The organism is Halobellus rufus (genome assembly GCF_000739575.1).
In the GTDB taxonomy this organism is placed as follows: domain Archaea; phylum Halobacteriota; class Halobacteria; order Halobacteriales; family Haloferacaceae; genus Haloquadratum; species Haloquadratum rufum.
The window spans coordinates 16,252-40,527 of the sequence record NZ_BBJO01000031.1 but is presented as its reverse complement, the minus strand read 5'-3'; the positions used below and the strand labels follow the sequence as shown (position 1 = coordinate 40,527).

Annotated in this window: 23 protein-coding genes, 1 other RNA gene and 3 pseudogenes; 15 read left to right on the top strand and 12 right to left on the bottom strand. The window is 69.1% G+C overall.

Annotated features, from left to right (window positions below; genetic code table 11):
• The first annotated feature begins 117 nt into the window (after positions 1-117).
• On the top strand, positions 118-630 hold the full coding sequence (locus ACP99_RS13170; RefSeq protein WP_049987044.1) for a molybdopterin-dependent oxidoreductase: 513 nt from the start codon (positions 118-120) through the stop codon (positions 628-630).
• Positions 631-728: 98 nt separating this feature from the next.
• On the top strand, positions 729-1,664 hold the full coding sequence (gene ddh / locus ACP99_RS13165; RefSeq protein WP_049987043.1) for a D-2-hydroxyacid dehydrogenase: 936 nt from the start codon (positions 729-731) through the stop codon (positions 1,662-1,664).
• Between the two features lie 28 nt (positions 1,665-1,692).
• Here the strand turns inward: ddh and ACP99_RS13160 are convergent, their stop codons facing one another.
• Entirely contained in the window at positions 1,693-1,920 is a 228-nt protein-coding gene (locus ACP99_RS13160; RefSeq protein WP_049987042.1) for an H/ACA ribonucleoprotein complex subunit GAR1, read from the bottom strand.
• A gap of 2 nt (positions 1,921-1,922) precedes the next feature.
• Positions 1,923-2,204, bottom strand: a complete 282-nt coding sequence (gene srp19, locus ACP99_RS13155; protein ID WP_049987041.1) for a signal recognition particle subunit SRP19 — start codon at positions 2,202-2,204, stop codon at positions 1,923-1,925.
• Between the two features lie 119 nt (positions 2,205-2,323).
• Between srp19 and ACP99_RS13150 the strand changes: the two genes are divergently transcribed.
• Complete coding sequence (locus ACP99_RS13150) at positions 2,324-3,517, top strand: M24 family metallopeptidase (protein WP_049987040.1); 1,194 nt, start codon at positions 2,324-2,326, stop codon at positions 3,515-3,517.
• A 68-nt stretch (positions 3,518-3,585) separates the two neighbouring features.
• Here ACP99_RS13150 and ACP99_RS13145 read toward each other — a convergent pair whose 3' ends face one another.
• The gene (locus tag ACP99_RS13145) at positions 3,586-4,089 is read right to left on the bottom strand and encodes a hypothetical protein (protein WP_049987039.1); all 504 of its coding nucleotides are present in this window, start codon (positions 4,087-4,089) and stop codon (positions 3,586-3,588) included.
• 364 nt (positions 4,090-4,453) lie between these two features.
• On the opposite strand from ACP99_RS13145, the gene ACP99_RS13140 reads away from it, so the two are divergent.
• The 3 genes from ACP99_RS13140 to surE all read left to right on the top strand — a co-directional run bounded on the left by ACP99_RS13140 (position 4,454) and on the right by surE (position 7,590).
• Positions 4,454-5,215 (top strand): prephenate dehydrogenase/arogenate dehydrogenase family protein, encoded by a 762-nt coding sequence (locus ACP99_RS13140; RefSeq protein ID WP_049987038.1) that lies wholly within the window; start codon positions 4,454-4,456, stop codon positions 5,213-5,215.
• Positions 5,212-6,720, top strand: coding sequence for a small ribosomal subunit Rsm22 family protein (locus tag ACP99_RS13135; RefSeq protein WP_049987037.1), 1,509 nt, complete (start codon positions 5,212-5,214; stop codon positions 6,718-6,720). Before ACP99_RS13140 ends, ACP99_RS13135 begins: the two co-directional genes overlap by 4 nt.
• A 66-nt stretch (positions 6,721-6,786) precedes the next feature.
• On the top strand, positions 6,787-7,590 hold the full coding sequence (gene surE, locus ACP99_RS13130) for a 5'/3'-nucleotidase SurE (RefSeq protein ID WP_049987036.1): 804 nt from the start codon (positions 6,787-6,789) through the stop codon (positions 7,588-7,590).
• 20 nt (positions 7,591-7,610) lie between these two features.
• On the opposite strand, the pseudogene ACP99_RS13125 reads toward surE, so the two are convergent.
• A pseudogene (locus ACP99_RS13125) lies at positions 7,611-8,419 on the bottom strand (class I SAM-dependent methyltransferase).
• A 97-nt stretch (positions 8,420-8,516) separates the two neighbouring features.
• Here ACP99_RS13125 and ACP99_RS13120 point away from each other — a divergent pair.
• Positions 8,517-9,839, top strand: coding sequence for a HEAT repeat domain-containing protein (locus ACP99_RS13120; protein WP_049987035.1), 1,323 nt, complete (start codon positions 8,517-8,519; stop codon positions 9,837-9,839).
• Between the two features lie 60 nt (positions 9,840-9,899).
• On the top strand, positions 9,900-11,591 hold the full coding sequence (locus ACP99_RS13115) for a phospholipase D-like domain-containing protein (RefSeq protein WP_049987034.1): 1,692 nt from the start codon (positions 9,900-9,902) through the stop codon (positions 11,589-11,591).
• A gap of 33 nt (positions 11,592-11,624) precedes the next feature.
• Here the strand turns inward: ACP99_RS13115 and ACP99_RS13110 are convergent, their stop codons facing one another.
• Complete coding sequence (locus ACP99_RS13110) at positions 11,625-13,550, bottom strand: DHH family phosphoesterase (protein WP_049987033.1); 1,926 nt, start codon at positions 13,548-13,550, stop codon at positions 11,625-11,627.
• Positions 13,551-13,725: 175 nt separating this feature from the next.
• On the opposite strand from ACP99_RS13110, the gene ACP99_RS13105 reads away from it, so the two are divergent.
• Entirely contained in the window at positions 13,726-14,235 is a 510-nt protein-coding gene (locus ACP99_RS13105; protein WP_049987032.1) for a Mov34/MPN/PAD-1 family protein, read from the top strand.
• On the top strand, positions 14,232-14,678 hold the full coding sequence (locus ACP99_RS13100; protein ID WP_049987031.1) for an adenylyltransferase/cytidyltransferase family protein: 447 nt from the start codon (positions 14,232-14,234) through the stop codon (positions 14,676-14,678). The genes ACP99_RS13105 and ACP99_RS13100 overlap by 4 nt, the downstream gene beginning before the upstream one ends.
• A 66-nt stretch (positions 14,679-14,744) precedes the next feature.
• On the opposite strand, the gene coxB is transcribed toward ACP99_RS13100, so the two are convergent.
• Positions 14,745-15,455, bottom strand: coding sequence for a cytochrome c oxidase subunit II (gene coxB, locus ACP99_RS13095; RefSeq protein WP_049987030.1), 711 nt, complete (start codon positions 15,453-15,455; stop codon positions 14,745-14,747).
• Positions 15,456-15,590: 135 nt separating this feature from the next.
• Here coxB and cyoE point away from each other — a divergent pair, with 135 nt between their 5' ends.
• Positions 15,591-16,997, top strand: a complete 1,407-nt coding sequence (gene cyoE, locus ACP99_RS13090; protein WP_049987029.1) for a heme o synthase — start codon at positions 15,591-15,593, stop codon at positions 16,995-16,997.
• Positions 16,998-17,680: pseudogene (locus ACP99_RS13085) on the top strand (DUF7546 family protein). It begins immediately after the preceding gene.
• 28 nt (positions 17,681-17,708) lie between these two features.
• Here the strand turns inward: ACP99_RS13085 and ACP99_RS20060 are convergent.
• On the bottom strand, positions 17,709-17,909 hold the full coding sequence (locus ACP99_RS20060; RefSeq protein WP_156105715.1) for a hypothetical protein: 201 nt from the start codon (positions 17,907-17,909) through the stop codon (positions 17,709-17,711).
• Between the two features lie 118 nt (positions 17,910-18,027).
• On the opposite strand from ACP99_RS20060, the gene ACP99_RS13080 reads away from it, so the two are divergent.
• Positions 18,028-18,258, top strand: a complete 231-nt coding sequence (locus ACP99_RS13080; RefSeq protein WP_049987028.1) for a SelT/SelW/SelH family protein — start codon at positions 18,028-18,030, stop codon at positions 18,256-18,258.
• Between the two features lie 38 nt (positions 18,259-18,296).
• Here the strand turns inward: ACP99_RS13080 and ACP99_RS13075 are convergent, their stop codons facing one another.
• The 3 genes and pseudogenes from ACP99_RS13075 to ACP99_RS13065 form a co-directional block, all read right to left on the bottom strand.
• Complete coding sequence (locus ACP99_RS13075; RefSeq protein ID WP_049987027.1) at positions 18,297-19,325, bottom strand: aldo/keto reductase; 1,029 nt, start codon at positions 19,323-19,325, stop codon at positions 18,297-18,299.
• Between the two features lie 85 nt (positions 19,326-19,410).
• The gene (locus tag ACP99_RS13070; protein WP_049987026.1) at positions 19,411-19,815 is read right to left on the bottom strand and encodes an OB-fold domain-containing protein; all 405 of its coding nucleotides are present in this window, start codon (positions 19,813-19,815) and stop codon (positions 19,411-19,413) included.
• A pseudogene (locus ACP99_RS13065) lies at positions 19,812-20,965 on the bottom strand (thiolase family protein). Before ACP99_RS13065 ends, ACP99_RS13070 begins: the two are co-directional and overlap by 4 nt.
• A 150-nt stretch (positions 20,966-21,115) precedes the next feature.
• Here ACP99_RS13065 and ACP99_RS13060 point away from each other — a divergent pair.
• Complete coding sequence (locus ACP99_RS13060; protein ID WP_394324869.1) at positions 21,116-21,538, top strand: DUF7548 family protein; 423 nt, start codon at positions 21,116-21,118, stop codon at positions 21,536-21,538.
• Between the two features lie 124 nt (positions 21,539-21,662).
• An RNA gene (ffs, locus tag ACP99_RS19345) (signal recognition particle sRNA) lies at positions 21,663-21,973 on the top strand.
• Positions 21,974-22,101: 128 nt separating this feature from the next.
• Here the strand turns inward: ffs and ACP99_RS13055 are convergent.
• Together ACP99_RS13055 and ACP99_RS13050 are read right to left on the bottom strand one after the other, a co-directional pair.
• Positions 22,102-23,334: a DUF4382 domain-containing protein gene (locus ACP99_RS13055; protein ID WP_081927467.1), complete on the bottom strand. Its 1,233-nt coding sequence runs from the start codon at positions 23,332-23,334 to the stop codon at positions 22,102-22,104.
• Positions 23,335-23,439: 105 nt separating this feature from the next.
• Positions 23,440-24,234 carry a DUF2797 domain-containing protein gene (locus ACP99_RS13050; protein ID WP_049987025.1) on the bottom strand — a complete coding sequence of 265 codons (795 nt, stop codon included), beginning with the start codon at positions 24,232-24,234 and terminating at the stop codon, positions 23,440-23,442.
• Positions 24,235-24,276: the final 42 nt, after the last annotated feature.

The following is a 24,276-nucleotide window of genomic DNA, read 5'->3' as shown; positions in this document are numbered from 1 at the left end:
CGCTCCGGGAGTCGCCGGGCGATGACCCACTGACCGGAGGCCGTCGACCCGCGGTGCCGACCGGTTCAGACACGTTCGGCTCAACCGTTTTGTCCGTTCGTCGCGCAGATAGCGACGATGACCGAACTCGAACGACACGAGGTCCCGGAGGACGTTCCGACCGAGATCGAACCCGTCGAGTGGTCGCTCGACGTCACCGGGCGCGTCCGGGAACCGGTGTCGCTGTCGCGCGGCGATCTCGCGTCGCTCCCCTCGGAGACGTTCGTCGGCGACTTCGCCTGCGCTGAGGGGTGGGTCGCCGACGACTGCTCCTGGCGCGGCGTCAGGGTCGAATCCGTCCTCGACCGCGCCGGAGTCGACGACGGTGTCGCGTACGGGCTCGTCCACGCCGCGGACGGCGATTACGCGTGTGCGCTGCCACTCGACCGCCTCTCCTCGGCGGTGCTGGCGTTCGAACTCGACGGGGCCGCACTCGATCGGGCGCACGGCGGTCCCGCGAGGCTCGTCCCGACCGACGAGGGACGGGACTGCTGGGAGAGCGTCAAGTGGGTGGCGGAGATCGAACTCCGTCGACGGCAACCGACGGATGCGGACACCGCCAGAGAGCGCGCGCTCTCGCGGATCGAGTGACCGGCGGTGTCGCGGTCGAGCAGACCGCCTGCCGCGACAGACGCTGGCCCGTGAGCGGTTGCGAACGACTGAAATATCCGCGCGCTGACTCCTCGTCTATGCGTTTCGATGTCCTCGGCGTCGACCGCTCCGTCTCGGCGTTGTTCCCGCCCGAAGTGCTCCTCGAAAAGCTGGGAGACCTCCCGGTCGAGACGGTCCTGATCGACGGCGACTCCGAAACGGTCGCGTCAGCGCGCTGCGACGGCGTCGTCACGTTCGAGTACCGACCGGCGCTCCTCGAATGCGACTGGGTGCACTCGGTGCAGGCCGGCGTCGACCGGTTCCCGCAGGAGCGCTTCCGCGAGGAGGGGGTGCTGCTCACGAACAGCACCGGCATCCACGGGGACGCGATCGGCGAGACCGTCGCCGGCTATATGCTCGCGTTCGCCCGACGCCTCCACGAACACGTCGCGAACCAGGAGTCGAAGCGCTGGTCGCGACCGGCGTGGGACGAGCCGTGGACGATCGCCGGGGAACGCGCCTGCGTCGTCGGCCTCGGGAGCCTCGGACGCGGGGTCGTCGACCGCGCCACCGGGCTGGGACTCGACGTCGACGGCGTCCGACGCACGCCCGTGCCGGAACCGGGCGTCGACCGGGTTTTCACGCCGGATTCGCTCGAAGCGGCGGTCGCAGACGCCCGGTTCGTCGTCCTCGCGGTGCCGCTCACGCCGGCGACCGAGGAGATGATCGACGCCGACGTGCTCGCGGCGATGCGCGAGGACGCGTACCTCATCAACGTGGCCCGGGGCTCGGTCGTCGACCAAGCGGCGCTCGTTCGGGCGCTCGAAGACGGCGAGATAGCGGGGGCGGCGCTGGACGTGTTCGAGACCGAACCGCTCCCGGAGTCCTCGCCGCTCTGGGAGATGGACGACGTCGTCGTCACCCCGCACGCCGGGTCGGCCACGAGGCGGTACTGCGATTATGTCGCGTCGCTCGTCGCCGAGAGCGTCCGTCGCGTTCGCGAGGGAGAAGATCCGGCGAACCGAGTCTGTTGATAACAGCCGCGTCAGTTGCAGACGCCGCTCACCGCGCGTACAATCGCTTTCCGACGACCGACGCGGCGCTGACGTCTCCGGTGGGCGAGACCGCCACGTACGGACGCGAGACGGGCCCGAAGACGTCGACGACGCGGCCGACCGTCGACAGCGACTCGTCGACGGCTTCCGCGCCGATTCCGGGGTGTTCCTCGCCGTCGCAGCGGACGATGAGGAGGTTCTGCGCCGTCCGCGAGACGGTTCCGAGTCGCCGCATCGTCAGTCCCGCAGGATGCCGACGTAGGCGGCGACGGCCTGCACGAGGTCGTTCTTCGTCGAGTCCTCTGCGCCCTTCACGAGCACCCGCCCGCGCGACTCCCACTCCCGCGGGTGCGTCACGTCGCGTTCGATGACGGCGTCGTAGCCGATCTGCTGGACGGCCTCGGCGATCTCGTCGACCGTCGGCTCTTCGACGGCGTCGTCGAGCGGGACCCGGCGACCGTCGCTCCGAGAGACGGACGCGTCGAGGTAGCGCGGCCAGATGACGTTCTCGACAGCCATAGTCGAACCACCGCGGCGCGCCCGTAATACGGTTGTGGTCCGGTCGCGGCGCGAGGCGATGTCGGTACTCCGATTCGTCGATGCGACATTCTTTATCCGGACGCGCCCGATCACCGGGTATGGAACCGGACTTCTCCTCGCTCGACTCGTTCCTCGCCGACGAGGGCCTCGACGGCTACCTCGTCGACGCCGACAGCTCGGACTCGACGCAGCGGTACCTCTCGGGATTCGACGCGCCGGACCCGTTCGTGACCGTCTACACGCCGGAGCGGACCGCGCTTCTGGTCTCGTCGCTGGAGTTCGGCCGTGCGAGGAAGGAGAGCCGCGCCGACGACGTGTCGCGGCTGGCCGACTACGACTACCGCGAACTGGCCGCAGAGCACGGATCGAACGCGGCGAACGCGCGCGTCGTCGCCGCGTGGCTCGACGACCTCGGCGTCGAACGCGTCGCGGCGCCCGACCGCTTCCCGCTGGGGCCCGCCGACCGGCTCCGCGAGCGCGACGTCGGCGTCGTCCCCGAGACCGAGGACGTCGTGACCGAGATCCGCGCGCGGAAGACGCCCGAAGAGATCGAGCACGTCCGCGCGACCCAGCGCGCCAACGAGGCGGCGATGGACGCCGCCGAGGCGCTCCTCCGCGAGTCCGAAATCGACCGCGGTGGCGGCCCCGACGGCGGCGACGTGCTCCGCGTCGGCGACGAGGTGCTGACGAGCGAGCGCGTCCGCGAGGAGATCGAGCTGACGCTCCTGCGACGCGGCTGCGCGCCCGACGAGACGATCGTCGCCTGCGGGGCCGACGCCGCAGATCCCCACGACCGCGGGAGCGGCCCGCTCGCGCCCGACGAACCGATCATCGTCGACATCTTCCCCCGCTCGAAGCAGACGAAGTACCACGCGGACATGACGCGGACGTTCGTGAGAGGCGAGCCGAGCGCGACGATCGAGGAGTGGTTCGACCTGACTCACGAGGCGCTCGACGCCGCGATCGACGCGCTCGAACCCGGGGCGACCGGCGAAGCCGTCCACGACGTCGTCTGCGACGTCTACGAGGACGCCGGCCTCCCGACCTTACGGTCCGATCCGCGGACGGAGACGGGGTTCATCCACTCGACCGGCCACGGCGTCGGCCTCGACGTCCACGAACTGCCGCGGCTCTCGCCCGACGGCGGCGAACTGGAGCCGGGACACGTCGTCACGGTCGAACCTGGGCTGTACGACCCCGACGTCGGCGGCGTCCGCATCGAGGACCTCGTCGTCGTCACCGAGGACGGTCACGAGAACCTGACCGAGCAGCCGATCGAGCTGCGGCTCTGAGCTAGAAAGGACGCAGGTATCGGAACGCGTTCAGGGCCGTAGAGTGCGGTCAGGCCGACAGAATTCGATCAGACCGACGACTCGCCCGCGCTCTCGGTGCCGTTCGACCGGCGGTTCTTCTCGTCGCGGTAGGCTTCCAGCAGCGATTCGAGCGCCTCCCCGGTCTTCGGGGTGAGGACGCCCGCGGCCTGCCGGACCACGTCGCCGTCCTCGACGAGGAAGGCGTAGATCGTCTGCTCGCCGAGGATGCCGAGTCGACGCTTGAACGGCTCCTTGTCGACAGAGAGGAAGACCGTGTTGTCGTGGACCCGCTGTCTGGCGTTCGTCGGCGACATCCCGCCGGCGACGTTCGGCGGGAGCATCCCGCCGGAACTGCCGACGACGAGTTCGTAGTACGCGAAGTGCTCGAACTGGTCGCACAGCTCCTCGGCGAACTGTCGCCACGAGTTGACCAGCGACCGCTGTCGCAGGTGAAAACTCACGACGACGAGCGTCTGCTCGCCGTCGAGGTCGTCGGGCAACGTCAACCGACGACCGTGCGTGTCTCTCCCAGCTACTGCGGGAAATTTCATCAGTACCTGCAGTCCTTACGTTCGTATTGTTATAGGGCGATTAAGCGCGCACTCCTCCCCATACTCGCCGGACCGGGTCGTCCAGCGGTCGGCGGAGGGCCCCCTCGATTCGATCGACCGGTCGGTGCCGTTGCGGTGCAGATTCCGTTCCCCCGGATGAGCTACCTCCGGGACACCGGTTAAACGTACGTATCAAAGTATCAAAGCCGATAATTCGGTGTCGGTGTCGTAACACGAATCCTCCCTACGAACGTCGGACGCGGCCGTTCGGCGGGAACGCGTGAGGAGATTCCAAAGCCGATTCGACGGGAACCGACCGCCGCACCGAACCCCTTTTGAGTGCGGCGGCGCGTAGTCGGCGGCGATGGAGGTACTCGTCGTCGGGGCCGGCGCGATGGGGCGCTGGACCGGCGAGACGCTCGCGACGGAGTTCGATATCGCGTTCGCCGACAGAGACGCGACCGCGGCGGCGAACGCCGCCGACGACGTCGGGGGTCGCACCGTCGAACTCGACACCGACGAGGCGTTCGACGTGGTCTGTGTGGCCGTGCCGATCACCGCCGCCGAGGCGGCGATCGAAGCCCACGCCAACCGCGCCGAACGCGCGATGATCGACGTGACCGGCGTGATGGAGGGGCCCGTGGCCGCGATGCGCGCGTACCTGCCCGACCGCGAGCGGGTGAGCCTACACCCGCTGTTCGCGCCGGAGAACGCCCCCGGCAACGTCGCCGCCGTCGTCGACGAAGGGGGGCCGGTAACCGAAACCATTCTGGAGGAGGTCGGCGACGCCGGGAACCACGTCTTCGAGACCGACCCCGACGAACACGATACGGCGATGGAGACGGTACAGGCGGGCGCACACACCGCGGTTCTCGCCTACGCGCTCGCCGCCGACGACGTCCGCGAGGAGTTCGCGACGCCGATCTCGGAGGTGCTCTCGGACCTCGTCGGAACCGTGACAGACGGCACGCCCCGCGTCTACCGGGAGATCCAAGAGTCGTTCGAGGGAGCCGACGACGTCGCCGACGCCGCGCGTCGCATCGCCGACGCGGACGGGGAGACCTTCGAGCGGCTGTACGAAGAGGCGGGAAGTCGCCACCGCGGAGCGGGAGATTCCGACTCGTGATCGACCGCGAGGCCGTCCGCGCGAACGCGAAGTACCTGCGCAACGTTCGCCCGATCGACCCAGAGGAGATCCACGAGTACGTCGAGGGGACGCCGCACCCGGCGGTCGTCAGGCAGACGCTCAGGGAGGAGGCGTTCGATCTCCGCCTCCGCGAACGCGAGGACGGAACGTTCGTCCCCGCGGGCGAGGAACCCGCGCCACAGCCCGGTTGGGTCCCCGAGGCGTTCCCCGAGCGGTACGCCTTCGCCGTCGAGGATCTGCTGGTCGAACGCCACGGCGCGAACTGGCACCGCGGCGAGAGCGGCGACCGGCTCAGGGAGACGATCCGACGCCTGAAGGAGGACTACTACCGGCAGAACGCCGTCGAGTACGACGAGACGGCCGCGCTCGGCTACGCGATCTACCACCTGCCGGACTACTACGCGGCGATCGGCTACGTCCTCGACGACCTCGCCGAGCGGGCGCTCCTCCCGCGGACGCTCCGCGTCCTCGACGTCGGCGCGGGGACGGGCGGGCCCGCGCTCGGACTGCACGATTACCTCCCCGAGGACGCCGTCGTCGACTACCACGCCGTCGAGCCGTCGGCGTCGGCCGACGTCCTCGAACGGATGCTCGAAGAGACCGGGCGGAACTTCCGGACGACGATCCACCGCGAGACCGCCGAGGCGTTCGACCCGACGTCGATCGCCGAGCGCGACGGCGGGGGAATCGACCTCGTCCTCTTCGCGAACGTGTTGAGCGAACTCGACGATCCGAAGACGGTCGCCGAGCGCTATCTCGATGCGGTCGACGACGACGGATCGTTCCTCGCGCTCGCGCCCGCCGATCGGAACACGAGCATCGGACTGCGGGAGGTCGAACGGTCGCTCGTTCCCGCCGATTCGCCGCGCTCGGTGTACGCGCCGACGCTTCGACTGTGGCCCGGCGAGGCCCCGAGCGACCGCGGCTGGTCGTTCGACCGCCGCGACGACGTCGCGGCCCCCGCGTTCCAGCGGCGACTCGACGAGGCGGGCGAAGCGGACGCGGACGCGGCAGATGCGAGCGCGACGCACGCTGACGGGAACGTCGGCGCGGTCGACGGTCGGGGGAGCGGCCGAGAGCCGGGCGACGGAACCTTCACCAACGAGACGGTGCAGTTCTCCTACGCGATCGTCCGGCCGGACGGCGCGCGCCGCGCCGACGTCCGAGCCGACTCCGACCGGCACGCGAAGATGGCCGAGATGGAGCGACACGTCACCAACCGGATCGACCTGCTGGCGGTCAAACTGAGCCGTGACCTGACCGACGACGAGGGCCGAAATCCCCTGTTCAAAGTCGGCGACGGCAGCGAGTCCGTCGAGCACTACGCCGTCTCGACGGCCCGGGACTCGTTCAACGAGGCGCTGCTGCTGGCGGACTACGGCGACGTCCTCGCCTTCGAGAACGTGCTCTGTCTGTGGAACGACGACGAGGGCGCGTACAACCTCGTCGTCGACGACGAGACGTTCCTCGACCGCGTCGCCTGAGCCAGCCGGACGGCGTGGGACTCGTTCGAGCGGTACACATTTCTTTCGTCACGCAAAGCAGCGCGTATGAGCGATACCCTCTCGGTTCTCCTCACCAACGACGACGGGATCGACGCCGTCGGCTTCCGGGCGCTGTACGACGCCATCTCCGAGTTCGCCGAGGTGACGGCCGTCGCGCCCGACGACGATCAGAGCGCGGTCGGTCGGCAACTCTCGGCCGACGTCACCGTCCGGGAACACGAACTCGGCTACTCCGTCGCCGGGACGCCGGCCGACTGCGTGGTCGCCGGACTCGAATCGCTCTGTACGGACGTCGACGTCGTCGTCGCCGGCTGTAACAAGGGAGCGAACCTCGGCGCGTACGTCCTCGGTCGTTCCGGGACCGTGAGCGCGGCGGTCGAAGCCGCCTTCTTCGGCGTTCCGGCGATCGCCGCCTCGCTGTACGTCCCGGGCGGCGGCGACACCCCGTGGCACGAGCAGGCCACGGACCCCGCCGACTTCCGGAACGCGACGCGGGCGACGACGTACCTGCTCCGGCACGCGATCGGCGCGGGAGTGTTCGAGCGGGCCGAGTACCTGAACGTCAACGCGCCGCTGGCCGAGGGCGAGGACCCCGCGCCCATCGAGATCACCGAGCCGTCGACGGTGTACGAGATGACCGCCGAGCACGACGGTAACGGGACCGTAACGCTGCACGACGGCATCTGGGATCGAATGCGGGCGGGCGACCTCCCCGACCCCCCGGGCACCGACAGGCGGGCCGTCGTCGAGGGGCGCGTGTCGGTCTCGCCGCTCACCGCGCCGCACACGACGGAGCACCACGAGGCGCTCGACGCGCTCGCGGCGACGTACCTAGAGACGCAGGAATAGGAAACGAGGCCAAGCAGCGCTCACGTGCGTACTGCGACGAACCTGAGCCGCCGGTAATCGGCGGTCCAGACGCCGGCCTCGTCGTCGTATAGTTCCTCGCGCAGTCGGTCCTCGACGCCGGCGACGACGTCCGGACGTCGGTCCTCGGGGACGTCAGCGAGCAGGCGGTCGCCGAACACCCGATCCACGCGGCCATTCCCTCCTCGCCGTCGTCGAGTTCGGTCGGCCGATCGAACAGCCGCGCGTAGCGGACCTCGAAGCCGTGCGCTTCCAGCGTCGTCGCGTGCTCGCCGACCGTCGGGAAGTACCACGGCTCCGCGGCGGGTTCGTAGCCCCGCTCGGTCAGTTCCGCGGCGACGGCCTCGACGATGCGAGCGACGTTGCCGCTGCCGCCCAGTTCGGCGACGTAGCGGCCGCCGGGGGCGAGCGCGTCGGCGACGGCCTCGGTGACGGCGTCCTGCTCGTCGATCCAGTGCAGCGCCGCGTTCGAGAAGACCGCATCGACGGGCTCCTCGACGTCGAAATCGCGGGCGTCAGCCCGTCTGAACTCGAGGTCGGGATACGTTTCCCGGGCGGTCTCGATCATCTCGTCCGACTGGTCGATCCCCACCACCTCGGCGCCCGCGTCGGCGATGCGCTCGGTCAGGTGACCGGTGCCGCAGCCCAGATCGAGGATCCGCTCGCCCGGCGTCGGATCGAGCAGGTCCACGACGGACTCCCCGTACTCGTAGACGAACGCGTGGGAACCGTCGTAGGCGTCCGAGTCCCACTCCTCGGCCGCGTCGTCGGTCTCGACCCCGTCGATCGCGTCTTCCGTCGGCGTCGTCATCGATCGACGATGCGGCCGCGCGGGCTTAGAACGTGCCGGTCCCGACGAGAGACCAGAAGGGAAACGCTCTTTTCGGGTACGGACGGATATCAGCCATATGAGCGACGGGGACGACGAGACGGCCGCTGATTCCGACGCGGCGGCGTCCGACGAGACCGAAGACGTGACGCCCGACACCCTGAACGAGCGCCTCGACGGCGTCGAATCCGCCTTGGAGGACGCCGAGACCGAGGCCGACCTCGACGACGTCGAAGCCGACCTCGACGCGATCGAGGCGGATCTGGACGCCGCGAACCTGCCGGAACCGGACGAGGACGACGAGGACGCCGAAGACCCGCGCGAGGAACTCGAATCGCGCGTTTCGGACCTCCGAGACGACCTCGAATCGCAGCGCGGCCCCTACGCCAGCGACGTCGTCGACGACGTCGAGGCCGCCCGGTCGACCGTCACCGACACGCGCTGGACCGAGCAGGGCGCGGGCGAGATCGTCGACGTCGTCTCGGCGTTCGCCGACAGCGTCAGTGCCACGCTCGACGCCGACGTCGCCGTGGAGGAGGACGCGAGCGGCGAGGAACAGGAGGACGCGCTCGTCGCCGCTCTCGACGCCGCGATCGAGGCCGTCGAGGGCGCGGATCTCGACGCCGACGAGGACGCCGACACGATCGCGTCGCTCCTGGAGGCGACCGAGGAACTCGAAGCGGGACTCGAAGACGCCCAGGAGTGGGACGACCTCGAGACGAACGAGCAGCTGCGGGCGGAGGGCTTCTACGACGTCCTCGGGCACTACAAGGACTACCCGCCGGAGCTGTCGGCGCTGAAGGAGTGGGAGAAGCGCGACCGCGTCGACATGATCTTACTCGCGAAGGACAGCCTCCAGTCGGAGTTCATGCAGGAGCACTGTATGGACGCGCTGATCCGGATGGCGAACCCCGAGGCGTTCGAGGAGATGCACGAACTCGCCCAGCGCCGCGACAAGCCCGCGATCACGGCGCTCGGCCGGATGGGCGCGGACGCCGAGGAGGCCGTCGAGACGCTCGTCGAGTACGTCGACGCCGACTCCGACCCGGCGCTGCAGAAGGTGACGCTCCGCGCGCTCGGCGAGATCGGCTCGACCGAGGCGACGCAGGCGATCGCTGACAAACTCGAGATGGACAACGACAACGTCCGGCCGTACGTCGCCCGCTCGCTCGGGCTGATCGGCGACACGCGGGCCGTCGACCCGCTCGTGGACACGCTCGCCGAAGACGACAGCGACACCGTCCGAGCGGCCGCCGCGTGGGCGCTCCGCCAGATCGGTACCGAGGACGCACTCGAAGCCGTCGCGGAGTACACCGACGAGCACTCGTATCTCGTCCAGCACGAGGCCGAACTCGCCGCGGAGGCCCTCGGCGAAGGCGACGCCGAAGCGCCCACCGCGTAAGGGACCGCTCCGCGCTTCTCCGCCCACGAGTTTATATCCGATCGGGGTGCCAGACGCCCCGTGTCACCCCGACTGCGACAGGGCCGTCTCGACCCCGAAGCGACGCGGCCGCCGAGCGACCGCGCTGTGCGCGCGTTCCTCCTCGCAGTCGTCGTCGCGCTCGCGGTAGTCCCGTCCGCGGGTGTCGTTTCCGCCGACGCCGGAACGCAGGGCGTCGGGACCGACGCGGGAGTGCAGGACTCCTCAAACGACGGACCCCGGATCGTCGCCGTCTTCCCGGACCCGGTCGCCGAGGGCGACGCCGGCGAGCACGTCGTCGTCGACGCCGCGGGCGCGCCGAACCTGACGCTGTCGGACGGAGAGACGACCGTCTCGGTCCCGCCGGACGACGTCGTGGCCCTCTCCGCGACGCCGAACGCGACGCGCGAACTCGTCGACGTCCCCGTCGCAGAGGCCGGGCTCTATCTCTCGAACGCCGGCGAGACGCTCGAACTCCGACGCGACGGAGCCGTGGTCGACCGACTCGAATACGAGCGGGCGAACGAGGGCGAGCGGCTGAACGCCTCGACGGGCGAGTGGACGCCGCGGGGGCTGACGCCGCGTCCGGTCGTCGCGACCGGCCCCGCGACCGCGACGGCGTTCGTCCTCCCGGACGCGCCCGGCGTGCCCACCGAGACGCTCGAACGCGCCGACGAGCGAGTGCTCCTCGCTGGGTACACGTTCACCTCCGTGCGGGCGACCGACTCGCTCGTCGATGCCGCCGACCGCGGCGTTCGGGTCCGCGTGCTGCTGGAGGGCGGGCCCGTCGGCGGGATGACGACCGCCCAGCGCGAGCGGCTCGACCGACTCGTCGCCGGCGGGGTCGACGTCCGGGTGATCGGCGGTCCGCACGCGCGGTACGTCTTCCACCACCCCAAGTACGCCGTCGCAGACGACGCGGCGCTGGTGATGACGGAGAACTGGAAGCCCTCGGGGACCGGCGGCCGAAGCAGCCGCGGCTGGGGCGTGCGCGTCGATTCCGAGGCGACCGCCGACGAGCTGGCCGCCGTCTTCGCTCACGACGCCGACGGGATCGACGCCGTCCCGTGGCGTCGGTACCGAGCGAACGCCACTTTCGTCGAGGAGTCGGCAGCGAGCGGATCGTTCGACGCCGAGTTCGAGCCGCGGGCGGTCGACGTCGAGGGGGTTCGCGTCCTGACCGCGCCCGGGAACGCGGGCTGCGCGGTTCGGGGATCGATCGCCGGCGCGGAGCGGCGCATCGACGTCCTCACGCCGCGGCTCGATCCCGACGGCGCGTACTTCGCCGCGCTCGTCGACGCCGCCGAGCGGGGCGTTCGCGTCCGTGTCCTCCTCTCGAACGCGTGGTACGATCGAGACGCGAACCGGAGGGTTGTCGAGCGGGTAGACGCGCTGCGCGAGCGAGGGGTACCCATCGAAGCGCGGATCGCCGAGCCGAGTGGCCGCTTCGGGAAGGTCCACGCCAAGGGCGCGGTGATCGACCGCGAGACGGTGCTGGTCGCAGTCTCAACTGGAACGCGCACGCGACGACGGAGAACCGGGAGGTCGTGCTCGCACTGGTGGGGGCGGAGCCGGCGGCGTACTACGGGGAGACGTTCGAGGCCGACTGGGCGGCGTCGGCCGGAAACGGGAGACAGACCGCACCCGACTCGGACTGGAAGACACGGACGACGCTGGCGCTCGGCGCGCTGTCGGGCGTCGCGATCGCGGGGTCGCTGCTCCGGCGGACGGTGAGGTTCGAGTGAGAAGAGCGCTGCGGACGCGGTCTCAGACTTCGGTGTCGACGATCGCCTGCGAGGAGAGCTCCTCGTCGAGTTCGGCCTCGGCCATCTTCTCGACGAGGCTGTCGATGACCTCCTCGCGCATCCCCTTGACGAACTTGATCGAGCCGACGACGAGGTGGCCGCCGCCGGAGACGCCGCCGCCGACGACCTCCTCGTTCAGTTCGGCGACCATCCGCGGGATGTCGAGGCGGACGCCGTCCGAGCGCAGGACCGCGAAGTCCGGCCCGTAGCCGATCGTGATGACCGGTTCGCCGTGCTCGCGGACCTTCCGGTCGTGGAGCTTGCCGGTCGTCTTCCCCGGCGCAGGGTACGTGAAGCGGTGGGCCCACTCGTCGAGGTCGACCGTGTAGAGGTGCGCGTCAGAGTCGAGCCGCTCGTGTTCGAGGTGCGGCGCGGCGGCGTCCATCTGCCGTTCCACGTCGCGCTCGGCGCGCGTCGCGAGGAACTCGACGAGTTCCCGGTGGCGGGACTCGTCGTCGCAGCCGACGTTGAGGACGTCGTTGACGAGCGACTGCCCGTCGTTGTAGCGCAGCCAGTGGGCGGCGTAGTCGAGCGCCTCACCGACGTCGAGCAGGCGGTCGCGGTCGTAGCCCTCCGCCTCCGCGAGCGCGATGTACTTCTCCATCGCGCCGGCCTTCGAGCGGTCGGCCAGGCCCGCGACCGCGGGGACGTGCCGCAGTTCGTCCGTGAGGTCGGGATCGATCATCCGCGCGAGTTCGACGCACATCATCCCGGTGGTGATCCGGTAGTCCTCGTCGTACAGATAGGGGTTGACGTGCGCGTCGAGGAGGTCCTCGACGGCCTCGGGGTCGGGGTGGTGGTGGTCGACGACCGCGATCGGCATATCGTAGTGCGCGAGGTTCTCGTAGGCGGGGACGTCCTCCTCCGTCGACCCGTTGTCGAGCATCAGCAGGAAGGGGAGCCGCTGGCCGTGTCGGGCGCGACCCTCCAGCGCGAAGTTCAGATCGCGCGTGACGTCCTCCATCTCGTAGAAGGGCGCTTTCGAGGGGAGCCGCTTGACGAGGTGCCGGGAGGCGTCCTCGTCGTCGTGGACGGACTCGATGAAGTTCTCCAGCGCCAGTTGGACCGGCACCGACGCGCACATCCCGTCGCCGTCGGCGTGGTGTCGGACGCGGATCGGCCGCCCCTCGAGGACCGTCCGGCGGAGCAGCCCCGCGAGCGCTTCGAGGTCGTCTCGGAGTTTCTCGAAGGCGGGCCACTCCACGAGCGGCTCGACGCTCGGCGGGGCGGCGCGCTCGTCGAGGGCGGCGTCGAGTCGCTGGCGGGCTTCCGTCGCGTCCTCGTCGTCGAGGCGAGTCAGCGAATCGACCTCGATCTGGACGGAGCCGTCGTGGGACTCGACGGTGCCGCCGACGCGGACGACGTCCTCGACGTCGACCGCGGGGAACGCGCGGACGCCGGCCTCTCGGAACGCCGCCGCGGAGACGATGCCGGTCTCGTCGACGACGCGGAAGAGCGTCGGGCCGCCCGTCTGCTTGATCTGTGCGACCTGCCCCTCGACGTGGACGGTGTCGCCCGCGCTCAGTTCCTCGATCGGCGTGATGTCGGGTTCGTGGTCGACGACGACCGTCTGGTAGGTCGACTCCTCGAAGACGTCGAACGCGATGTCGCCGTTCTCCTTGACCTCCTCGAGCGTCACGGTCAGGCGGTCGCCGACCTCGTAGGAGCGGCTCAGGTTCGACTCGTGGACGAGCCCCGACACCTCGTCGGAGACGTCGACGAAGATGCCGTACTCGACGACGCCGTTGACGACGGCGTGGTAGTTCGCGCCCGCTTCGACGTCTTCGAGCGTGCAGTTCGGTGCGAGATCGTAGACGACAGGTCGCGAGTCGCCCTCCGAATCCGGAGCGGACTCGCCGCCGGAATCCCCGGCGTTCTCGGCAGTCATACTGGCGAAAAGTGGTGCGTGGCGGTTAAGACTTTACAATCGGCTGCGGGCGTCCAGCACGTCCGGCCCGCTCGGTGGCGTCCGGGCGCGTTCTGCTGGCTATCCACTGGGGGTCTGATAGCGCGCTCCCGTCGGCCTCGAAAGCTTTAGAAGGAGACGAACCCGAAATCCGGCTATGCGACTCTTCCGGTCGAGCGGCGTCCTCGGCATCGCAAAGGACGCGCTCGACTTCGCGCGGGAGGCCTCCCAGGAGACCCACCCGAACGAGTACATGGGGTTTCTCCGCGGCGAGGACGCCCGCAACTTCGATCTGGACCGCTCCGGCACGGTCATCACCGAGGTGTTGATCGTCCCGGGGACGCGCTCGAACCCGGTGAGCGCCACCGTCGACAACAACATGATCCCGAACGACCGCCGCGCGGTGGGGTCGATCCACTCGCACCCGAACGGCGTCCTGCGGCCGAGCGACGCCGACCTCGACACGTTCGGGCAGGGCGAAGTCCACATCATCCTCGGGCACCCGTACGGACCGGACGACTGGAAGGCGTTCGACCAGAACGGCGACGTCCGCGACCTCGAGGTGCTCGACGTCGACCTCCCGGAGCCCGAGGAGTTCTTCGACTTCACCGAGGCGGACCTCGACGTCGACTACACCGAGACCGACTTCGGAGGGGACCGCTTTTGACCCGACGCGTCGTCGCGCAGGGGACGTTCGACCTCGTCCACCCCGGACACGTCCACTACCTCTCCGAGGCCGCCGCGCTGGGCGAGGAACTGCACGTCATCGTCGCCCGGCGGCAGAACGTCACCCACAAGGAACCGCCCGTCCTCCCCGACCGACAGCGCCGCGACGTCATCGACGCCCTCGGCGTCGTGACCGAAGCACACCTTGGTCACACCGAGGACATCTTCGTGCCGATCGAGCGCATCGACCCCGACGTGATCGTTCTCGGCCACGATCAACACCACGACGACGACGCCATCCGCGAGGCGCTCGCCGCCCGCGGGATCGACTGCGAAGTGACGCGCGCGACGCCCAGGGAGAAGCGCTACGAGGAGGAACTGCTCTCGACCGGCCGGATCGTCGATCGGATCCTCGAATCGCGCGGCTGCGAGAGCGACGAGTAGCCGCGGGCCGTCGGGATCGAAACAGAAACCGAGAAGAGACGTTCGTCCGCCGCCGGGGCGAACGCGTTATTCGCTGCTCTGCTGCTCGTCGAGCCAGTCTTGGTACTCGTCCTGTGAGACGACGTCGACGGTGAAGTACATCTGCGAGTGGGCGACGCCGCAGTACTCAGTGCAGTAGCCCTGGTAGGTGCCCTCCTCGTACGGGACGGTCTTGATCGTGTTCACCTGGCCGGGCATCGCGTCCACCTTCATCGCCATTTCCGGCACGTGGAAGCCGTGGATGACGTCCCGCGAGGTCACCTCGATCACGACCGGGCGGTCCTTCGGCACGACGATCTCGGTGCCGGTGGAGAAGTTGCCGCTCTCGGGGTAAGACATCTCCCAGCCCCACTGGTACGCCTCAGCGTGGACGACGACCGGGTCGCCGGAGGCGTCTTCGACCTGCGGCGCGCCGGCGACGTTCTCGTTGGCGAGCACGCCGTAGGAGGCGACGCCGACGAAGAGCAGGATGATCGCCGTCGCGATCGTCCAGGTGATCTCCAGGCGACGGTTCTCCTTGGTCGGGGAGGGGTCGTCGTTGTTCCGGAACTTTACGATCGTGTAGATCAGAATGCCCTCGACGAGGAGCGTCACGGGAACGGCGATGTACAGCAGCTTCCCGTTGAGCCCGTTGATGAGCTCCGCGCTGGCGGACGCCTGCGCGGCGACCGGGTCCGCAGCGAGGCCCGCCACCAGGACCGTGAGCAGTGAAACGAGTGCCAAACGCGTCTTTCGCATCGGTCCGAGGTTAGGAAGAGGAACGTAAATAGTTGCTGACTTTCGCCATCGGTTCGCCCGTTCGGGAGCCCCTGACTCCCGCCGAAAGCGAGGTTTCTAAGTACGGCGATTCCTAACGGCCCGTAGGTGCATTTCGTGGCGTCGACCACAACTCACAACCGGTTTCACGGCCTGCTCGCGGCGACGGCTATCGGCGTCTATCTCCTCTTGCTCGTCGGCGCGACGACCGCGCTGACGGACGCCGCGGCGTCGTGTGCAGCTTGGCCCGCCTGCGGGAACGGGTGGACGACGCCGGACTCGACGGTCGGCTGGCTCGCGCTGGGCCACCGGCTCGCCGCGGTCGCGGTCGGACTGCTCGGTGTCGCGACGCTGCTTTCGGGCGTCCGAGCGAACGTGGACCGCCGCGTCCTCGGATCGATGCTTCTGGCCGGCACGCTCTACCCCGTGCAGGCTGCCCTCGGCGCGTTCGTCGCGGTCGACGGCGCGAGCGCGACGCTGTCGGCGGTCCACTTGACCGTCGGGATGGCGATCTTCGCCTCGCTCGTGGCCGCGCTCGCGTGGACGCTGGAGTCCGAGACCGGCGATCCGAACGAGGAGCCGGTCGACGGCGTCGACCTCTCGCCGCCGCTGGAGGCGACGTACGAACCGGAAATTCCGACCGACCGCCGGGAGCGACTCGTCGCGACGGGGAAGGCGTATCTCCGATTGACCAAGCCCCGCCTGATGTGGCTGCTCTGTCTGGTCGCGGCCGCGGGGATGGCGCTGGCGGCGACGACTGCGAGCGGGCTGACAGTACCCGTCGTGCTCGCGACGCTCGGCGGCGGCGTCCTCTCGATCGGGGCGTCGGGGACGTTCAACCACGTCTTCGAGCGCGACATCGATCGAAGAATGCAGCGGACCAGCGACCGGCCGCTCGCGACCGACCTCGTCCCGGTCCGGAACGCGCTGGCGTTCGGCCTCCTCTTGGCGGCCGGTTCGATCGCGCTGTTCGCGTGGGTCAACGTCCTCGCGGCCGTCCTCGGCGTGGCGGCGATCCTGTTCTACAGCGTCGTCTACACGCTGCTTCTCAAGCCCAACACGGTCCAGAACACGGTCATCGGCGGCGCGGCCGGCGCGCTCCCGGCGCTGATCGGCTGGGCGGCCGTCACCGGCGAGATCGGCCTCGGCGGGCTGGCGCTCGCGGCGATCATCTTCCTGTGGACGCCCGCGCACTTCTACAACCTCGCGCTGGCGTACAAGGACGACTACGAGCGCGGCGGCTTCCCGATGATGCCCGTGGTGCGCGGTGAGACCGAGACTCGAAAGCACGTCCTGTGGTACCTCGCGGCCACGCTCGTCGCCGCGGGCGCGCTGGCGTCGATGGAGGCTCTCGGTCTGCTGTACGCGCTCACGAGCGTCGTCTTCGGCGGCCTGTTCCTGTACTTCGCGGTCCGCCTGCACTACGAGCGGGACGAGTCCGCGGCGTTCCGCTCGTTCCACGCGTCGAACGCCTACCTCGGGGCGCTGCTGCTCGCCGTCGTCGTCGACGCGCTGGTGGTGTAGATGTCGGTCGCCACGCGGGCCCGCGGCGTCGACACCCGGGACCTGCTCTACGGGGCGCTCCTCGGCAACACGCTGGCCGCGCTGGCCGTCGCGTACCTCCTGTTCGCGGGCATCACGGTCACCCAGCCCCGCTACGCGCTCTACGGCCTGCTGTGGGTCTTCGTCGGCGTCCTCGTCTTCTGGAAGACGGATCCCGCACCGACCGACGAACGGACGCGGCGTCGAGCGCTGGCGATCGCCGGGCTCTACGTCGTCGTGCTCGCGGTCGCCGGCGGCGTCGTCGTCACCGCAATGCGTCCCGGAGCGGGCGAGTTCGGCGTCCGGCTGGCGACCTCGCGCCCGGTTGGGGCCCCGCGCCCGTGTTCTCGACGCCGTGGGCGGCGCTCGTGTTGATGCCGGCCCGCGTCGTCGGGTACCTCGCGCTCGGGTATCTCGTCTACGCGACCGTGATCGACGCCGCCGGAGCGGCCGTCTCCGGGATCGTCGGTCTCTTCTCCTGCGTCTCCTGCTCGTGGCCGATCCTCGCGTCGCTGCTCTCGGGCGTCGCCGGCGGCGGCTCGGCGCTCGTCGCCGCCACGTTCGACTTCTCCTACGACATCTCCACCGTCGTCTTCCTCGTGACGGTCGCGCTCCTGTACTGGCGGCCGCTCGTCGGGAGCCACTTCGGGCCGTCGGAAAAATGATCGGGTGCGGCCGAGGTCGAACGGGGCCTCAGGCGAAGCCCACCGGTTCGGGACGTCGCGTCCGGTCTGGAGCCGCCCGCTCCGGGCAATGCTCTTCGTCGGCGCCCGCGTCCGCATCCTCGCGTAGTTCGCGTGCCTCGGCTCGGTCAGTCCGGTCCGCCGCTTCTCGCAGGCCAGTCTCGTGTTCCAACCTCGCCAGCGCCTCCCGCCGCCGGGAATGGTAACACATACCAAATTAGTTATTAACGATAGATGAGTAAAAACCTGTCGTCGCATCTGCGATCGGCTGTTCGACCGCCGCCGACAGACGCAACGCGCTTATTCCGGTTTGGGCCGAAGAGACGTGTATGACGGCCATCGAAATCGAGTACTGCGTGCCCTGCGGCTTCCTCGAACGCGCGGAGGACATCCAACACGCGCTGCTCGAACAGTTCGGCGATCGATTGGACCGCGTCGCGCTCGTGACCGGCGACCACGGGGTTCTGACGGTCGCCGTCGACGGGGACGTCGTCTGGGACAAAGCCGAGGACGACTACGACGTCGACGAGATCACCCGTCGCGTTCGCGACGCGGTCTGAAATCGGCACGACGTCGCCGACGATACCGCGGCGGAGCCTCAGTCGCGGTGGCCCCAGCGCCGGCCCTCGTCGTCGTAGCGCGCGGCGAAGATGCGGTTCCACTGGTCGTGGCTCAGGTCGACGTCGGCCGCGCCGAGGTTCTCGTCGAGTTGGTCGACCGTCCGCGCGCCGACGATCGGCACGACCGTCGCGTCCGGGTAGTCCATCAGCCAGCGGAGCGCGACCTGCGCGGGCGAGGCGTCGACCTCGTCGGCGACCGACCGGACGGCGTCGAGGACCTCCCAGCCGCGCGCGGAGAGGTAGTAGTCGCTGAACTGCTCGTCCATCGAGCCGCGCGAGCCGTCCGGCGCGATCACCTCCGTCGGGTCGTCGGGGTCGGCCCGCTCGTACTTGCCCGTGAGGAACCCGCCGGCGAGCGGCGAGTACGGACAGACGGCGAGGTCCTGATCGCCGCAGACGTCGAGGTACTCCTCGACGTCCTCGTAGTAGCCCGCGTGGAACAGCGGCTGGGTGACCTCGAAGCGCTCCCAGTCGTTGACGTCGGACTTCCAGAGCGCCTTCGTGAGCTGCCAGGCGGCCATCGTCGACGCGCCGAGGTAGTTGACTCTCCCCTCCTCGACGAGTCGGTTCAGCGTCGAGAGCGTCTCCTCGATCGGCGTCTCCTCGTCCCAGCGGTGGATGTAGTAGAGGTCGAGGTAGTCGGTTCCGAGTCGGTCGAGCGTCCCCTCGATCTGGTTGCGGATGTGCGTGCGAGAGAGCCCCGACCCGTTCGGGTTGTCGGGGTCGAAGCCGAAGTACACCTTCGAGGCGACGACGTAGTCTGAGCGGTCCCGTTCGTCGAGCCAGTCGCCGATCCAGGACTCGCTGCGGCCGCTCGGCGTGCCGTAGACGTTCGCGGTGTCGATGAAGTTGCCGCCGCGCTCGGCGAACGCGTCGAGCAGTTCGTGGGCGTCCGACTTCTCCGTCTCCACGACGCCGTCGGTCTCGCGGCCGAAGCGCCACGTGCCGAAGCAGAGTTCCGATACCTTCGTGCCGGTCGATCCGAGTCGCCGGTAGTCGAGGCTCATACGCGAATTGACGGACGGCGACGGCAAAAACGTGGGTGGTGAGCGGCTCCGACCGGCCGGGTCGCACCCGGTCGGCCCGAACGGGCTACTCGGTCGGCTCGAACCGGAAGCCGTCCCACTCCTGGCTGGCGGGCTCTCGGATGCCCGCGCCGGGTTCGCGGAGTTCCTCGCAGTAGACGGGGCGGACCTCGTCGCCGACCTCGACCTCGTCGGTCGTGACCTGGCCGATCGCGCGGACGGGTTCGCCGTCAACGTCGAACTCGACGATCGCGAGCGTGTTCGGCTCGCGGACGCCGGGCGGTGTCGCCGTCGACGTCGTCCACGTGATCACCTCGGCAGCGTACTCGCTGAGGTCGACGGTGCCGGTCGGCTCCTGTCCGCCGGGACCGAGCGGGTGGCCCGGGTAGGTGATGCTGCCGTCGGGGTAGCGGTACGCCTCCATCGTCCGTTCAGTCGTGTCGGGTGTAGATTCGTTGCCGTCGTCGCTCATTGTCGCCCCTCCAGAATCGCGGTGGTCACGCAGTTGCCGAACCCGCCGACGTTGCAGGCCAGTCCCGTCTCGGCGTCGACCTGTCGCGCCCCGGCCTCGCCGACGACCTGCTTGTAGACCTCGTACACCTGTGCCACCCCGGAGGCCCCGAGGGGGTGTCCCTTCGATTTGAGCCCGCCGGACGTGTTGATCGGCAATTCGCCGTCGCGATCGGTGACGCCCTCCTCGACGGCCTTCCAGCCCTCGCCCTTCTCGAAGAAGCCGAGGTCTTCGGACTGGAGGAACTCGAGGATGGTGAACATATCGTGCAGCTCCGCGACGTCGACGTCGTCGGGGCCGATGTCGGCCATCTCGTAGGCCTGCTCGGAGGAGTGGACGACGCCGCCCATCGTCGTCGGGTCCGCGCGCTCGTGGACGACGTGGGTGTCCGTCGCGCCGCCGATGCCCGAGATCACGGCGTAGTCGTCCGCGTACTCGCGGGCGACCGACTCGGGGCAGAACATCAGCGCCGCCGAGCCGTCGGTGATGGGGCAGAAATCGTAGAGCCTGAGCGGATCGGCGACGATCGGCGATTCGAGCACCGTGTCGAGATCGACTTCCTTGCGGAACTGCGCGTGGGGGTTGTCGACGCCGTTCTTGTGGTTCTTGACCGCGACCTTCCCGAGCGACTCCCGCGGGGCGTCGTACTTGTCGAGGTAGTGCCGCGCGGTGAGTCCAGCGAACGAGGGCAGCGTCACGCCGTGTTTGTACTCGACGGGATGGGTCAGTGAGGCGATGACGTCCGTCGCCTCGGCCGTCGAGCGGTGCGTCATCTTCTCGCCGCCGACGAGAAGCGTCATCTCGGAGCTCCCGAGGCGACAGACTGCCAGGCGGCGTAGACGCCCGCGCCGCCGGAAGAGGACGTCTGGTCGATCCGGGCCGTGTAGGCCGGGACCGCCGAGAGGTCGTGCGCGAGGGCGTTCGGGACCCCGGTCTGGCCCTCGAACTCCCCGCTGGCCATATTCGAGACGTACAGGTGTTCGACCGCGTCGGGTGCGACGCCAGCGTCGTCGAGACAGGCGCGACCGGCCTCCGCGAGCAGTTCGCGGATCCACTCCTCGCGCTGCCCGAACTGGGTCATCGACGCGCCGATGATCGCTACGCGCTCCATAGTCACACACGATGGGGCGGTGGCTTACCGGTTTCCCTTTCGGGGAAGTCGAGCGTCCGAGGGACGGGCGACCGAGCGGTCCGAGACGCGCTGGCGTCTCCCGAAGCGCGTATAGTCACTATTACACTCCCGCCGCGTGGACTCACCGATATGGACGTGGATCTGGACGCAGTCGCTCCGAAGGTCGGCGCAGTGGCGTGTCTTCTCCTCGCGGTGGCGGTGTTCGCACCCGCGCTCGTGATCACTACGTCGGGAACCGGGGTGGCGGCGTACTACGCGGCCGGCCCCTTCGGCGTCTCGATCGTCGGCGCGCTCGCGCTGTTCACCGTGATCGTCCTCCTCGCGGGCGCACAGGAGCGCTCGGACCCGGTCACGCTCTCGGGCGTCGCGCTCGTGGCCGGGCTCGCGATGCTCCTGTTCTCGCTCGTCTGGGCGCTCTCGATCGACTCGACGCTCCTCTTCAGCTTCCCCGCGGAGTACGCGTGGATCGAGAACCACCGCTGGGTCGTCGTCGGGAGCGCCGCACTCGTCGCCGTCCTCACCGGCGCGTACGCGCGAGCGATCCTGGAGTGAGAGGAGAGCGGCGGTCGGTCGCGGGGCGGAACCGACTCTCCCGCGTGGCCGAGGACCCGCGCGGCGTCCCCCGATCACGAGGTGAGTGAGTCGAAAGCCCCTTATGTGGCCCCGGACTATCTCGACACGGACTAGGTCGGGCAGCTAGGCCCTGCTCTCCACCCGCATCTTTGGCCTTCAGCGGGGACCGAAACCGAGGGCGTCCGGTCAGACCGACGCGGGCCCCGGAAGCCAACGTAGAAACCTCGTCCTTCGGGGACGGCGGTTCACCGACACCGGCCGCAGGGTCGGCTCGAGGTGATTCGTCGCCGGCACCCCGCCAGGCGCGGAAGCGAGCAGCGGACCTGCGAACGTTCGTCGCTCGGAGGATCGCGGGGTGGAGGAGGCGACTGGGACTCCCCGTGCCGGAACGCCGGGCAATCTCGCTGTCCACCATTCATACCGTATTCTCGTCGCCAGCGACGGCGCTCGATCGAGTAACGAGCGGCGGAGAGCCGCTCACGACGTCGCACTGAAAAGAACAGAGTACGTGAGAAACCGACCGATCCCGGTCGACGCGTCGGCTATGCGTTCGCCGTTGACTGCGCCGACTGTCCCTGTTCGGTCTGTCCGTCGGTGTCGTCGTCCGTACCGTCTTCCTCGGCCTCGTCGAACTCGAACTCCAACTCGGTCTCGGCGCCCTCGTGGGCGACCGTCACTTCGAGTTCCTCGGCGTCGTCGGGGATCGAAACGACGTACTCGCCGTTCGCGTCGGTCGTCCCGCTCGGACCGTCGTCGACGTCGACGGTCGCGTTCGCGACCGCGGAGCCGTTCTCCGTCACGCTCAGCGTGGCGTTCTCGCCGGGGGCGACGTCGTCGACGAAGGTCGCATTCAGCATCGACTCGGCGTCGTCGTCGCGCTCGCGTTCGTCCTCGCGGTCGTCGTCATCGTCGTCGACGCGTTCGATTTCGACGTCGGTGCCGGATTCGGAGATCACCGGCTTGAGGATGTACTTCCCGCTCTGTCCGGCCTTCACGGCGGTGATGTCGAAGACGAAGTCGACGGACTCGCCGTCACCGACCGTGAACTCGGAGTTCAACTGGAGTTTGCCGCTCGGCAGTTTCACGCGCTGGTCGCTGCCGTCTTTCAGCGTGCCGTCGACCTCCGAGACGTAGACGAACACCTTCTCGTAGGTGCCGTTCGGGACGTCGAGCGTCGAAAGCTGCGTGGCGTTCGCGCCCTGCAGGCGCGTCAGGTCGACCGTCCGGTTGTCGACCTCGTACTCGACCCACTCGCCGTCTTCGGCGTCGTCGTCCTCGTCCGCTTCGGCGTCGTCGTCTGCCTCAGCGTCGTCCTCGGCGTCGTCGTCACCGTCACCCTCTTCGACGGCGGTCGACGTTTCGTCCGCGTCCGCAGTCTCGTTGCCGTCATCGGGTTCGGCGGTCTCGGTCGTCTCGTCGCCGTCGTCCGATTCGTCGTCGCCGTCGTCCGATTCGTCGTCGCTATCGTCCGATTCTTCCTCACTGTCGTCCGCCGCCTCGCCGTCTTCCTCATCGGCGTCGACGTCACCGGCGGGCTTCAGCCCCACCTTCGAGATCGTGACGTTGAGGTGTTCGAAGTCACTGATCGCGTTCTGTTCGTCGCTGATGTAGAGGTTCACCGTGCCGGTCGACCCGTCCGCGGCGCCGGCGGTCGACTCTCCGTCCGCGGTCCCGCCGTCCATCGCGGTGGAGGGCGACCCGCTCATCCCGCCGGAACAACCGGCTAAGAGGACGAGGGACGCGACGAGCACGCTCGCGATTGCGTTTCGGTTCATTGCACTCCGACCCAGGAACCACTACCTCATTTATACGACAGTTCTTGACCTCGGATTCACCCGATTTTGTTCCAATTGCTCGGGTTTACTGCGGTGCTCGGAGCGTCAACCCCACGCGCCGAGACTCGCCTGCAGGTCGCGCGTCGTCGCCTCGGGGGTCGCCTCGTAGCCGACGAGGTCGCGCAGGTCGACGGCGTAGGTGCTCCCGGCGTGATCGAGGACGAGCAGTCGGCCCTGGACGCCCCGCACCGTTCCGGTCGCGATCGTCTCCGCGACGGGCCGGTCACGGAGGTCGAGGCCGTAGTCGAACTCGAAGCGGTCAGCGTCATCGACCTCGAACCGGGCGAGGAGGACCTCCCACGCGCCGGCGTCAACATCGCGGTGGAGCCCTGCCCGCTTCGTCGGCACGCGGATCCGGTCCGGAACCTCCGTCGCGATCTCGGCCTCGCGCTCCCGAGCGATGCGGCCGTCGGGGACCGTCTGCAACAGCGCGCCACGGTCCGCCCCCTGCTCACGGAGTCGCGTCTCCAGTCGCCACTCCTTCGTGACGCCCACTTTGAACACGTCGGGGGCGAACGCCGCGAGGTAGATCGCGTGCGGTTCGACGCAGTCCATCTCGTCTTTGAGACACGTCCCGGTGCACTTCGCACAGACCCACGTCGAACGGTGCTGCGGGCAGTACGGCGCGGCGGGGTCCGAGCAGGCGAGGTGTCCATCCTCGGTGATGGTGCCCGCGCAGTGACGCTCGCCGAGCGTGTAGGCGAGTTCGGTTCCGGGACCGAGTGCGACGAAGTCGACGTCAGCCGGTTCGTCGGTCTTCCCGGCCTCTCCGTCGGTCCCGGCGGACGCGTCGCTCACGTAGAGTCCCGGATTTCCGGTGTCGTAGCCGACGAACTGCACGCGAGGGAGTTGTCGATCCGCGGTAAAAGCGGTGCCGTTCTG

What these genes read in the sequence shown, in the direction of transcription:
- ACP99_RS13170 (WP_049987044.1), top strand. Translation starts at nt 118, where the DNA reads ATGACCGAACTCGAACGACACGAGGTCCCGGAGGACGTTCCGACCGAG.
- ddh (WP_049987043.1), top strand. Translation starts at nt 729, where the DNA reads ATGCGTTTCGATGTCCTCGGCGTCGACCGCTCCGTCTCGGCGTTGTTC.
- ACP99_RS13160 (WP_049987042.1), bottom strand. Translation starts at nt 1,920, where the DNA reads ATGCGGCGACTCGGAACCGTCTCGCGGACGGCGCAGAACCTCCTCATC.
- srp19 (WP_049987041.1), bottom strand. Translation starts at nt 2,204, where the DNA reads ATGGCTGTCGAGAACGTCATCTGGCCGCGCTACCTCGACGCGTCCGTC.
- ACP99_RS13150 (WP_049987040.1), top strand. Translation starts at nt 2,324, where the DNA reads ATGGAACCGGACTTCTCCTCGCTCGACTCGTTCCTCGCCGACGAGGGC.
- ACP99_RS13145 (WP_049987039.1), bottom strand. Translation starts at nt 4,089, where the DNA reads ATGAAATTTCCCGCAGTAGCTGGGAGAGACACGCACGGTCGTCGGTTG.
- ACP99_RS13140 (WP_049987038.1), top strand. Translation starts at nt 4,454, where the DNA reads ATGGAGGTACTCGTCGTCGGGGCCGGCGCGATGGGGCGCTGGACCGGC.
- surE (WP_049987036.1), top strand. Translation starts at nt 6,787, where the DNA reads ATGAGCGATACCCTCTCGGTTCTCCTCACCAACGACGACGGGATCGAC.
- ACP99_RS13120 (WP_049987035.1), top strand. Translation starts at nt 8,517, where the DNA reads ATGAGCGACGGGGACGACGAGACGGCCGCTGATTCCGACGCGGCGGCG.
- ACP99_RS13110 (WP_049987033.1), bottom strand. Translation starts at nt 13,550, where the DNA reads ATGACTGCCGAGAACGCCGGGGATTCCGGCGGCGAGTCCGCTCCGGAT.
- ACP99_RS13105 (WP_049987032.1), top strand. Translation starts at nt 13,726, where the DNA reads ATGCGACTCTTCCGGTCGAGCGGCGTCCTCGGCATCGCAAAGGACGCG.
- coxB (WP_049987030.1), bottom strand. Translation starts at nt 15,455, where the DNA reads ATGCGAAAGACGCGTTTGGCACTCGTTTCACTGCTCACGGTCCTGGTG.
- ACP99_RS20060 (WP_156105715.1), bottom strand. Translation starts at nt 17,909, where the DNA reads ATGTGTTACCATTCCCGGCGGCGGGAGGCGCTGGCGAGGTTGGAACAC.
- ACP99_RS13080 (WP_049987028.1), top strand. Translation starts at nt 18,028, where the DNA reads ATGACGGCCATCGAAATCGAGTACTGCGTGCCCTGCGGCTTCCTCGAA.
- ACP99_RS13075 (WP_049987027.1), bottom strand. Translation starts at nt 19,325, where the DNA reads ATGAGCCTCGACTACCGGCGACTCGGATCGACCGGCACGAAGGTATCG.
- ACP99_RS13070 (WP_049987026.1), bottom strand. Translation starts at nt 19,815, where the DNA reads ATGAGCGACGACGGCAACGAATCTACACCCGACACGACTGAACGGACG.
- ACP99_RS13060 (WP_394324869.1), top strand. Translation starts at nt 21,116, where the DNA reads ATGGACGTGGATCTGGACGCAGTCGCTCCGAAGGTCGGCGCAGTGGCG.
- ACP99_RS13055 (WP_081927467.1), bottom strand. Translation starts at nt 23,334, where the DNA reads ATGAACCGAAACGCAATCGCGAGCGTGCTCGTCGCGTCCCTCGTCCTC.